The following is an 11,692-nucleotide window of genomic DNA, read 5'->3' on the forward strand; positions in this document are numbered from 1 at the left end:
AACCGAAAACCACACCACAAAAGAGCAAAAACTCTAAACCGGCTCCAGCTCAAACTACCACCAAAGTGGTGAAAAAAGATCCACCAAAGAAGGTTGAACAATCCAAATCAAAGGAGTATGTTGGTTCTAAAGGTAAACAGAATGTTACACCGCCCACCAAGCCAACAAGTGATAAAGTATCCAAATGGTTATGGCCAACTAAAGGGAGAGTAATCAAGAGTTTCTCTGTAGGCGAACAAGGAAATAAAGGCATAGACATAGCAGGACAGCGAGGTCAGCCAATAGTATCTACTGCAGGGGGAACGGTTGTTTATTCGGGTAATGCACTACGAGGCTACGGCAATCTAGTGATTGTGAAGCACAATGATAATTACTTAAGTGCATACGCGCACAACGACCGACTATTAGTATCTGAAGGGCAAAGTGTGAAACCAGGGCAGAAGATTGCAACAATGGGAAGCTCTGGAGCCAGCAGTGTTAGGCTGCACTTTGAGATTCGTTACCAAGGTAAGTCCGTTAATCCAAAACGATATTTACCTTAAATACAATATGCAAAAATTACGTATTGTATGGAGTGACATAGTCATTTAGCGACATATGAAGTTGTAATGTCATGCTAATTTCGCCAGGGGGAGGCGTTATGAGTATAAGCAATGCAGTAACCAAAGAAGAGTTCGATCTTGACCAAGCAACCACGGAACCGGAAGCTCTTGGAAAAGCAAAACGAACAGTCACTAAGAAAACCGAAGCGAAAGAAGAAGTTGAAGTTACGTCTAAAAGTTTAGATGCCACTCAACTCTACTTAGGCGAAATTGGTTTCTCACCACTACTAACCGCTGAAGAAGAAGTGCTATATGCACGTCGAGCTCTACGCGGTGATGAAGCAGCACGTAAACGCATGATCGAAAGTAACCTGCGTTTAGTGGTAAAAATTTCACGTCGTTATAGCAACCGCGGCCTTGCACTTCTCGATCTAATCGAAGAAGGCAACCTAGGTTTGATTCGCGCCGTAGAGAAGTTTGATCCAGAGCGTGGCTTCCGCTTCTCAACTTACGCGACATGGTGGATTCGTCAAACCATTGAACGTGCGTTAATGAATCAGACTCGCACTATCCGTTTGCCAATCCATGTTGTGAAAGAGCTGAACATCTACCTACGTACTGCAAGAGAGCTATCACAAAAGCTTGACCATGAACCAACGGCAGAAGAAATTGCTTCTAAGCTAGATAAGCCGGTTGGTGATGTGAGCAAGATGCTTCGTCTAAACGAAAGAGTGAGCTCTGTTGATACGCCAATTGGTGGTGACGGTGAGAAAGCGCTGTTGGATATTATTCCAGACATCAATAATTCAGATCCTGAGGTTTCAACTCAAGATAGCGATATCAAGAACTCGTTGATTTTCTGGCTTGATGAGCTGAATCCTAAGCAGAAAGAGGTGCTTGCGCGTCGCTTTGGACTACTGGGTTATGAACCGTCAACATTAGAAGAAGTGGGCCGCGAAATCAGCCTGACTCGTGAACGTGTTCGTCAAATCCAAGTTGAAGGTCTTCGCCGTCTACGTGAGATTCTTATCAAGCAAGGTCTGAATATGGAAAACCTGTTCAACGTAGAAAACGACTAATTGAACGGATGATGCTTCTCTAAATAGAAGACAAATAAAAACGCTGACTTTAAGTCAGCGTTTTTTTGTTTGTGGCTTTGGTATTTCATGCCGTCTAATCAAAATAGCAGTACGGCCATAACAAGCTACTTGGTAAGAAACTAAAGCAGCTTCTTCAAGCGGTAAAGTTCTTCTAATGCTTGGCGAGGAGTTAGATCATCAGGATCAACATTCGCTAGCGCTTGCTCTACTTCACTCGGTTCTGGGATCAGGCTCAGTTGGTTTGCGATATCGACACCGCTTGGCTTCGATGTTGGCGACTCCATACTTAACGCTTCTAACTGAGTCAGCTTCGCACGAGCATTCTTGATCACTGCTTTCGGTACGCCAGCTAAACCTGCAACCGCTAGACCATAAGATTTACTTGCAGCACCTTCTTGAACTGCGTGCATAAAGGCAATGCTATCACCATGCTCAACCGCATCTAAGTGTACGTTTGCTAAAGTTGGAAGTTGGTTAGGTAGTTCAGTTAGCTCAAAGTAGTGCGTTGCAAACAGTGTCATCGCATTGATTTGATTGGCTAGCCACTCTGCACTTGCCCAAGCCAGAGACAGGCCATCGTAAGTACTGGTACCACGACCGATTTCATCCATTAGCACAAGGCTGTTTGGTGTTGCATTGTGCAGGATATTTGCGGTTTCTGTCATCTCAACCATGAAGGTTGAACGGCCAGAAGCCAAATCATCGGATGCGCCAATACGCGTAAAGATACGGTCGATAGAGCCGATGGTTGCGCTTTCTGCAGGAACATAACAACCGATATGAGCCATCAATGCGATGAGTGCCGTTTGGCGCATGTAGGTCGATTTACCACCCATGTTGGGACCCGTGATGATCAGCATCTTACGTTGATCATTCAGGTCGATAGGGTTAGCAATGAAAGGTTCGTCCATCACTTGTTCAACAACAGGGTGACGACCGGCCTGAATTTGTACGCCAGCAGACTCTGTCATGGTTGGACGACAGTAATCAAGGGTATCTGCACGCTCAGCCAAGTTCTGTAGAACATCAAGCTGAGATACTGAAGAGGCGATATTTTGTAGGCGCTCTAGATACGGCAGTAGTAAGTCAAACAACTCTTCCCACAGCTGTTTCTCGATAGCGAGTGCTTTCGACTTAGAGTTAAGTACTTTGTCTTCGTGCTCTTTTAGCTCAGGAATGATGTAACGCTCAGCATTTTTCAGCGTTTGACGACGAACATAGTGTGGCGGCACAAGATGGCTTTGCCCACGGCTTACTTGAATGAAGAAACCATGTACGTTGTTGTAGCCAACTTTTAGCGTGTCGATGCCATGACGTTCACGCTCTTCTTGCTCAAGCTTATCAAGAAATTCAGTTGCGCCTGCTGCAAGGTCGCGCCATTCGTCTAACTCGGCATTGTAGCCTTCTGCAATCACACCACCGTCACGGATAACCACCGGTGGGTTCTCTTTGATTGCACGTTCAAGCAGCTCAGAAACCTCATCCACAGGAGAAGCATATTGAGCAAGTTGAGTTAGGTATGGGTGCTTCAGTTGCGTCAGTGTTTCAGCAAGCTCTGGCAAATATTCCATTGCTTGGCGAAGACGCGCCATATCGCGAGGGCGAGCAGAGCGAAGTGCTAATCGAGCGAGAATACGTTCGATATCACCAATCTGTTTTAAGGTTGGCTGTAGTTCTGTGAATAGAGCCAAATCTTTCATTTCACCAATTGCATCTAAGCGCTGATCGAGTGCAGATATATTGCGCATTGGTTGATGTAACCAACGCTTAAGCATACGGCTACCCATTGCTGTCGCAGTGTGATCAAGTACTTCGGCAAGGGTGTTATCAGTACCACCCCCAAGATTTTGCGTGATCTCCAAATTACGACGAGTTGCAGCATCAAGGATCACCGAGTGATCTTGTTTATCCATAGTGAGTGAACGGATATGAGGGAGGGCAGTACGTTGGGTATCTTTCACGTATTGGATCAAACAACCAGCCGCACATAGACCCAGTTTCGCGCTTTCTACGCCAAAGCCAACCAGATCGCGAGTACCAAACTGCTTATTCAATTGCTGCTTAGCGGTGTCTAATTCAAATTCCCATACAGGGCGGCGGCGGTTGCCATTACGGCTTGCCATTAAATCGACGGGTTCGAAATCTTCAGGGAACAGCAGCTCACGCGGAGAGGTTCTTTGTAGCTCAGCGGCCATCGCTTCTTCTGTTTCTGGCTCGCAAAGTTGGAATCGGCCAGAGGTAATATCAAGTGTCGCATAACCGAATTTACCGTTGTGGTGATAAATGGCTGCAATTAGGTTATCAACGCGTTCAGAAAGCAAGGCTTCGTCGGTTACGGTACCCGGTGTCACGATACGCACTACTGCGCGCTCAACAGGGCCTTTTGAAAGTGCTGGATTACCAATCTGTTCACAAATTGCTACGGACTCACCAAGTTGCACTAACTTTGCAAGGTATCCTTCAACCGCATGGTATGGAACACCTGCCATCGGAATCGGTTCACCATTTGATGAGCCACGCTTAGTCAGTGAAATATCGAGGAGTTGAGAGGCTTTTTTAGCGTCATCGTAGAAAAGCTCGTAGAAATCGCCCATGCGGTAGAACAGCAGAATTTCTGGGTTTTCTGCTTTCAGTTTTAGATACTGCTGCATCATGGGAGTATGTTTTTGATCGGCTTTCACAGTTAACTTCTTTCGTTTATTTCTATTGCGGCTTAGGATACGTGAAAGCGTTTCGTGCGAAAAGCGGCTGATGCGAAAAGATGCGAATCCAAATGATATGACAGTAAATAAAGGGAAGCAGATGATGCAGATGACTCAAGACCTTAGTGAGCAGCTTGGACATTTACTCGCTAAACACAAACACGTGTTAGTGACGGCTGAATCTTGCACTGGCGGAGGTGTCGCGAGTGCAGTCACCGATATTGCGGGCAGCTCTGGGTGGTTTGATCGCGCTTTTGTTACGTACAGCAATGAAGCCAAACAAGAGATGATAGGTGTACAACTTAAAACCTTAATGGAGTTTGGCGCTGTTAGTGAGCCTGTCGTAATAGAAATGGCGAGCGGGGCATTACAACATTCAAACGGGACGATCTCTGTATCAATCAGTGGCATTGCTGGCCCAGGTGGCGCGACCGAAAATAAGCCTGTTGGTACGGTGTGCTTCGCGTGGAAAGCGCTAAATGGCTGGGATAAAGTAGAAACGCATGTATTTACAGGCGACAGATCACAAGTACGCCAACAAGCCACGCACCATGCCCTGCAAGTTATTTATGATTACCTATCAATGGAAGGTAAGTAACATTTGTACAAATTATTTTCATACAGGTATAGACACTGTATGAATCAACAGTATAATGAAAGCCAATTAGTCACCCCTATGTGGGTTAGAAATAGATTCTAGATCGCTTGTTGAGACAACCGATTATGTGGAGATAGAAATGGACGAGAATAAACAAAAAGCGTTAGCCGCAGCCCTTGGTCAGATTGAAAAGCAATTTGGTAAAGGTTCTATCATGCGTCTTGGTGATAACCGCACAATGGACGTAGAAACTATTTCTACAGGTTCTCTATCTCTAGATATCGCACTAGGTGCTGGTGGCCTACCGATGGGACGTATCGTAGAAGTTTACGGTCCAGAATCATCAGGTAAAACAACGCTAACGCTTGAGCTTATTGCTGCAGCACAGAAAGTGGGAAAGACGTGTGCATTCGTTGATGCGGAGCACGCACTAGACCCTATCTACGCTCAAAAGCTTGGTGTTGATATCGATGCACTTCTTGTTTCTCAACCAGATACTGGTGAGCAAGCGCTGGAAATCTGTGATGCACTGGCTCGTTCAGGTGCAATCGACGTTCTTGTTATTGACTCAGTAGCAGCCCTAACACCAAAAGCAGAAATCGAAGGCGAAATGGGCGACAGCCACATGGGTCTTCAGGCTCGTATGCTTTCTCAAGCAATGCGTAAGCTGACGGGTAACCTTAAGCAGTCTAACTGTATGGCTATCTTCATTAACCAAATTCGTATGAAAATTGGTGTGATGTTCGGTAACCCAGAAACAACAACAGGTGGTAACGCACTTAAGTTCTACGCATCTGTTCGTCTTGATATTCGCCGTACTGGTGCGATTAAAGATGGTGATGAAGTTGTTGGTAACGAAACTCGTATCAAGGTCGTTAAGAACAAGATTGCTGCACCATTCAAACAAGCTGAGACTCAAATCCTTTACGGTAAAGGCTTCAACCGCGAAGGTGAGCTTATCGACTTAGGTGTTAAGAATAAGCTAGTAGAAAAAGCAGGCGCTTGGTACAGCTACAAAGGCGATAAGATCGGCCAAGGTAAAGCTAACGCTGGTAAATACCTACGTGAAAACCCAGAAGTTGCTCTAGAGATCGATACTAAACTTCGTGAGTTACTACTGACTCCTGCTGTTCTTGAAGAGAAAGACGTAGAGAAAGAAGAAGAAAACGAAGAGCTATAAGCTCACGTTTTATAGAGTGGATGTTTGAAAGAAGCATCCGCTTTGAAAGAATTTAAAGCCTCGCATATTTTATGCGGGGCTTTTTTATTGGATCTGCTCCGTCGAGCATGTCTTTGGTCAAATCTCTCTCGTTGACTGAGTTTCTTCGGTACTAGGTCGTCAATTTAGTTCTGCTTTTCCACGGCAAGATATAGTGGAATATTCTTCATTTTATCGAATTCCCACTAAAATCCTGCCCAAGGGTGTCTTTTCTACAAGAAAACTAGTCGAAGCCTTAACCATGATCTACAATACGGCAAAATTCTAACTCGACTATTTTCAGGAAGAGCTGCATGTACATGAGCACTGATGAGGTTCGCAACGCGTTCCTTAAGTTCTTTGAGAGCAAAGAACACCAAATCGTAGACAGTTCATCGTTAGTTCCACATAACGATCCAACCCTGCTATTCACTAACGCAGGTATGAACCAATTCAAAGATTGCTTCTTAGGCGCCGAAAAGCGTGCCTACACTCGAGCAACTACGGCTCAGCGTTGTGTACGTGCGGGTGGTAAACACAATGACCTTGAAAACGTAGGTTTCACGGCTCGTCACCACACGTTCTTCGAAATGCTAGGCAACTTCAGCTTTGGCGACTACTTCAAAGAAGAAGCGATTGGATTTGCTTGGGAATTCCTGACTGAAACTCTTCAACTGCCAAAAGACCGCCTGCTGGTAACGGTATACGAGACAGATGATGAAGCATTCGATATCTGGAACAAGAAAGTAGGTGTTCCTGCTGACCGTATCGTTCGCATTGGCGACAAAGAAGGCGGTAAACAGTTCGAGTCTGATAACTTCTGGACGATGGGTGACACAGGTCCTTGTGGTCCATGCACTGAAATCTTCTACGATCACGGTGAGCACATCTGGGGCGGCCGTCCTGGTACACCTGAAGAAGATGGTGACCGTTTCATCGAGATCTGGAACAACGTATTCATGCAGTTCAACCGTCACGCTGACGGCACAATGGAACCGCTACCTAAGCCTGCTGTAGATACAGGTATGGGTATTGAGCGTATTTCTGCAATCATGCAGGGCGTTCACTCTAACTACGAAATTGATGTATTCCAAAAGCTAATCAAAGCGACTGCGGAAGTTGTTGGTCATGACGATCTATCTAACCAATCGCTACGCGTTATTGCTGACCACATCCGTTCTTGTTCATTCCTAATTGCTGACGGTGTTATGCCTTCAAACGAAGGTCGTGGCTACGTTCTACGTCGTATCATCCGTCGTGCAGTTCGTCACGGTAACAAGCTTGGCGCACAAGGCGTGTTCTTCCACAAACTTGTGGGCGTACTGGCTGAAGTGATGGGCTCTGCGGCAGATGAACTTAAGAAACAGCAAGAGCTGGTTGAAAAAGTACTTCGCATTGAGGAAGAGAACTTTGGTCGTACGCTAGAGCGCGGCATGGTTATTCTTAATGACGCACTAGATGCACTTGAAGGCAAAGAGCTTGACGGCGAAACAGTTTTCAAACTTTACGATACATACGGCTTCCCAGCTGACCTTACTAACGATGTAGCTCGCGAACGCGATTTTACTATCGATGAAGAAGGCTTTGAGAAGGCGATGGAAGCACAGCGTAAGCGTGCACGTGAAGCAGGCCAATTCGGCACGGATTACAACGCGACAATCAAAGTAGACACCAACACTGAGTTCTGTGGTTACACAGCAACTGAAGGTGCTGGTGAAATCTCTGCGCTATTCGTTGACGGCGAAGAGGTTGCTTCACTATCGGCTGGCGACAAAGCAATCATCATCCTTGAAGAGACACCATTCTACGCTGAGTCAGGCGGTCAATGTGGTGATGCTGGTACACTAAAAACAGCGTCGGGTCTTTTCAAAGTACAAGACACTCAGAAGCTAGGTAACGCATTTGCGCACCACGGTGAGCTAGTTGAAGGTGTATTTGCTAAGGGCGATAAAGTAGAAGCAACGGTTGACGCTGAGCGTCGAGCTGCTATCTCACTAAACCACTCTGCCACTCACTTACTTCACTCTGCATTGCGCGAAGTGCTAGGTGAGCACGTTGCTCAGAAAGGTTCTTTAGTTAAGCCAGACAACCTACGTTTTGACTTCTCTAACCTTGAAGCGGTAACACCAGCACAGATTAAAGAAGTAGAGCGTCTAGTTAACGCACAAGTTCGTAAGAACCATGTGATTGAAACGAACATCATGGACATCGAGTCAGCGAAAGAAAAAGGTGCAATGGCACTGTTTGGCGAGAAGTACGATGATGAAGTTCGCGTTCTATCTATGGGCGACTTCTCTACTGAACTTTGTGGTGGTATCCACGCTTCAAACACAGGTGATATCGGCCTATTCAAGATCACTTCTGAAGGTGGTATTGCTGCGGGTATTCGTCGTATTGAAGCGGTAACAGGTGAAGCTGCACTAGATGCAGTAGAAGCTCAGGCTAACGCTTACGAAGAGAAACTTGCTGAATCAGCTAAGAAAGCGAAATCGCTAGAGAAAGAAATCCAACTGCTTAAAGAAAAGATGGCTGCTGCAGAAAGCGCAAACATCATGGGCAAAGTAGAAGACATCTCTGGTACTAAAGTTTTGGTTGCTGCAATTGAAGGCGCAGACAACAAGAACCTACGTACTATGGTTGATAACGCTAAAAACCAAGTAGGTAGCGGCATCATCCTGATCGCGAACGTAGCAGACGGTAAAGTTGGCTTGATTGCTGGTGTAACCAAAGACCTAATCGGCAAAGTAAAAGCGGGTGATCTCGTCAAGATGGTTGCTGAGCAAGTTGGCGGTAAAGGCGGCGGTCGTCCAGATATGGCTCAAGCGGGCGGTACAGACGTTGCAGCACTGCCAGAAGCGCTTAAATCTGTGCGTACTTGGCTAGAAGAGCGTCTTTAAGCTTAAGTAATTGATACAAAGATGCCCAATCAGTTGATTGGGCATCTTTTATTTTGCCTATTGGAAGTGTGTTTAAACAAGGTTTGATTGAGATTAACCAAGAAGTCTAATGGTGGCGTTAGACTCCTTGGTTAATTTTTTATTGCTTCGCCCTGACGCGGAGTATGTGTTTTTTTGTCATATATAGACATTGGTCTTGGGAAGGTGAGGACGGGTGAAAATGCCTCTTATCGTGCAGAAATTTGGTGGAACGTCGGTGGGTTCAATTGAACGAATCCATCATGTAGCAGAAAAAATCATTGAAGCGAAAAATGAAGGGAACCAGATCGTGGTTGTCGTTTCTGCTATGTCTGGTGAAACAAATCGGTTAGTTAATTTAGCCACGCAAGTTGATAGCGTACCAAACGCTAGAGAACTGGATGTGTTGTTAACGGCTGGCGAGCAAGTTTCTATGGCCTTGTTAGCAATGACGTTACACAAGTTAGGTTATGAAGCGACATCGATGACTGGCTATCAAGCCAAGATACACACGGATTCTAATCATAATAATGCGGCGATTGAGCGTATTGATACTGCTCCGATTCAAGCTCTGCTAGATGACAACCAGATTGTTATTGTTGCAGGCTTTCAAGGATTCAATGCGAAAGGTGATATCACGACATTAGGCCGCGGTGGTTCAGATACTACAGCGGTCGCGCTTGCAGGTGCCTTGCAGGCGAAAGAATGCCAGATCTATACTGATGTAGATGGTGTTTACTCTTGTGACCCTAGAGTCGTAAAACAATCTCAGAAATTAGATACTTTAGACTTTCCTTCTATGGAAGAGATGGCTCGCCGAGGCGCTAAGGTATTGCACCTTCCTTGTGTTCAGTATGCATGGCAGCACAACGTGTCATTGCGAGTGCTTTCAAGCTTTGAACAAGGCGAGGGCACATTGATCGCGGGTAATCAGTGTTTGAATGATATTGCTGGCATCGCCATCCAAAGAGATATGGTGCGTATCGAGTGTTTGAATGAAGATTTACCGTCTTTCATTTCACATTGCCAACTGTTGGGGATCGAAGTCTGTAGTGTGATCGAGGAAACAGAACGGGCAGCACTCATTATTAAACAAGACATAAGTGCCAAATTAAAACTAGTTTTTGCTGAGAAAATCCGTAATAGTGAACAGGTTAGTTTGTTAACTGTGGTAGGAAGCCGAACACAAGAAATTGTGGTCAGTTCACATGGATTGTTGTCTGAAGGCGAAATTGATGTACAGCATCACTTATTGCAGCAGCAGTCTTTAACTTTGGTGATATCACCAACGCAAGTCGATATGGCTGCTAACATATTACACAATGCATACATCGTAGCGCGTGAAACACAGGGTTATCCTAAAAAAGAAGTGCATTTTGGTTAAATAAACTCAATCGATAGTTTACGAAAATATAACTTTTGTTGGATAATACTCTCGTAGCTAGATAAATTTAGAGATTACTCAAGGAGCAAAGAATGCTAATTTTGACTCGCCGCGTTGGCGAAACACTGATGATTGGTGATGAAGTAACAGTTACTGTACTAGGCGTTAAAGGTAACCAAGTACGTATCGGTGTTAACGCACCTAAAGAAGTATCTGTTCACCGTGAAGAGATCTACATGCGCATTCAAGCTGAAAAAGGTAATGGTAACGTTGCATCTGGCAACTACTAATACTTTTGCGTAGAGAAGAGGCTAGCATTGTTGCTAGCCTTTTTTGATCTTGGGGAACCGAAACACTGATTGGGACATAGATGGGTTGGATAACGGATCGGTCTCAAAGTGGTGAAGTGAATGCTTTGTGATGCTGCGAGATACAGACAAGGTTGAACAGAACTGTTGCTCTGTATTTGTTTGGCAAAACTCAAGATTTATTCGCTTCCCCTATGGCGAAAATACGCATCCCGTAGTATTGTGCCATCAGCGGTAGCACTTGCTGCTGGAGAAATTAGATAATTGTTTTCGGCTGTTTATTATTGCCAATCTTTCACCTTAATTTTTAAGGGAAAAAGCGCGATTTGAATCTTATAAGTTCAATTTGCAAGCGCTTTGATTAAATAGCAAACGGTTGAGTGTTTTTGTCCAATTTTTTTCAATAAAGTGTTTGACATATTTTCGGTAAAACGTAATATGTGCCTCCGCAAGACGGTGAGGTGGCCGAGAGGCCGAAGGCGCTCCCCTGCTAAGGGAGTATGTGGTTTGTAGCTGCATCGAGGGTTCGAATCCCTCCCTCACCGCCATTTCTTGCGAGTCTAAAATTAGCAATTTAGACAATGTAAATGTGCGTCCTTAGCTCAGCTGGATAGAGTACCTGGCTACGAACCAGGCGGTCGGAGGTTCGAATCCTCCAGGACGCGCCATTCTCTCTTCTCTTACTTGTAAGTGATTTGAGAATAATGAATTAGGTGAGGTGGCCGAGTGGCCGAAGGCGCTCCCCTGCTAAGGGAGTATGTGGTTTGTAGCTGCATCGAGGGTTCGAATCCCTCCCTCACCGCCATTCATTACAGGCCGATGGCCTTTTTTTTTCTTCGTAGCAAGAAGAATGTGATATATTTCACAACTTCATTCTTAATGAATGAACACCGTGCGTCCTTAGCTCAGCTGGATAGAGTACCTGGCTACGAACCAGGCGGTCGG

The 11,692-nt window shown here is 45.3% G+C and carries 8 protein-coding genes and 3 tRNA genes; 10 read left to right on the top strand and 1 reads right to left on the bottom strand.

Annotation, left to right across the window (positions count from 1 at the left end; translation table 11 throughout):
* Window positions 1-542: peptidoglycan DD-metalloendopeptidase family protein (locus tag A136_RS14825; RefSeq protein WP_017063221.1), on the top strand; the 542-nt coding region annotated here is incomplete at its 5' end.
* Between the two features lie 98 nt (window positions 543-640).
* A complete protein-coding gene (gene rpoS / locus A136_RS14830; protein WP_017059027.1) occupies window positions 641-1,621 on the top strand; it encodes an RNA polymerase sigma factor RpoS in 981 nt (326 codons plus the stop codon).
* 140 nt (window positions 1,622-1,761) lie between these two features.
* Here the strand turns inward: rpoS and mutS are convergent, their stop codons facing one another.
* The gene (gene mutS, locus A136_RS14835; protein ID WP_017059026.1) at window positions 1,762-4,323 is read right to left on the bottom strand and encodes a DNA mismatch repair protein MutS; all 2,562 of its coding nucleotides are present in this window, start codon (window positions 4,321-4,323) and stop codon (window positions 1,762-1,764) included.
* A gap of 124 nt (window positions 4,324-4,447) precedes the next feature.
* Here mutS and pncC point away from each other — a divergent pair, with 124 nt between their 5' ends.
* The 8 genes from pncC to A136_RS14875 all read left to right on the top strand — a co-directional run bounded on the left by pncC (window position 4,448) and on the right by A136_RS14875 (window position 11,552).
* On the top strand, window positions 4,448-4,942 hold the full coding sequence (gene pncC, locus A136_RS14840; RefSeq protein WP_029235115.1) for a nicotinamide-nucleotide amidase: 495 nt from the start codon (window positions 4,448-4,450) through the stop codon (window positions 4,940-4,942).
* 139 nt (window positions 4,943-5,081) lie between these two features.
* A complete protein-coding gene (recA, locus tag A136_RS14845; RefSeq protein WP_017056586.1) occupies window positions 5,082-6,122 on the top strand; it encodes a recombinase RecA in 1,041 nt (346 codons plus the stop codon).
* Between the two features lie 332 nt (window positions 6,123-6,454).
* On the top strand, window positions 6,455-9,037 hold the full coding sequence (gene alaS, locus A136_RS14850; protein WP_017063223.1) for an alanine--tRNA ligase: 2,583 nt from the start codon (window positions 6,455-6,457) through the stop codon (window positions 9,035-9,037).
* A 220-nt stretch (window positions 9,038-9,257) separates the two neighbouring features.
* Window positions 9,258-10,439 (top strand): aspartate kinase, encoded by a 1,182-nt coding sequence (locus A136_RS14855; protein ID WP_017063224.1) that lies wholly within the window; start codon window positions 9,258-9,260, stop codon window positions 10,437-10,439.
* Between the two features lie 92 nt (window positions 10,440-10,531).
* Window positions 10,532-10,729 carry a carbon storage regulator CsrA gene (gene csrA, locus A136_RS14860; protein WP_004415691.1) on the top strand — a complete coding sequence of 66 codons (198 nt, stop codon included), beginning with the start codon at window positions 10,532-10,534 and terminating at the stop codon, window positions 10,727-10,729.
* A gap of 473 nt (window positions 10,730-11,202) precedes the next feature.
* A tRNA-Ser gene (locus A136_RS14865) sits at window positions 11,203-11,295 on the top strand.
* Window positions 11,296-11,338: 43 nt separating this feature from the next.
* Window positions 11,339-11,415, top strand: a tRNA-Arg gene (locus tag A136_RS14870).
* A gap of 44 nt (window positions 11,416-11,459) precedes the next feature.
* Window positions 11,460-11,552: transfer RNA gene (locus A136_RS14875), tRNA-Ser, on the top strand.
* Window positions 11,553-11,692 lie beyond the last annotated feature (140 nt).

The sequence above is a fragment of the Vibrio crassostreae 9ZC13 genome (assembly GCF_000272045.2).
GTDB lineage: Bacteria > Pseudomonadota > Gammaproteobacteria > Enterobacterales > Vibrionaceae > Vibrio > Vibrio crassostreae_C.

Coding starts and splice junctions, on each gene's coding strand:
- alaS (WP_017063223.1), top strand. CDS start 6,455: ATGTACATGAGCACTGATGAGGTTCGCAACGCGTTCCTTAAGTTCTTT.
- rpoS (WP_017059027.1), top strand. CDS start 641: ATGAGTATAAGCAATGCAGTAACCAAAGAAGAGTTCGATCTTGACCAA.
- recA (WP_017056586.1), top strand. CDS start 5,082: ATGGACGAGAATAAACAAAAAGCGTTAGCCGCAGCCCTTGGTCAGATT.
- A136_RS14855 (WP_017063224.1), top strand. CDS start 9,258: ATGCCTCTTATCGTGCAGAAATTTGGTGGAACGTCGGTGGGTTCAATT.
- pncC (WP_029235115.1), top strand. CDS start 4,448: ATGCAGATGACTCAAGACCTTAGTGAGCAGCTTGGACATTTACTCGCT.
- csrA (WP_004415691.1), top strand. CDS start 10,532: ATGCTAATTTTGACTCGCCGCGTTGGCGAAACACTGATGATTGGTGAT.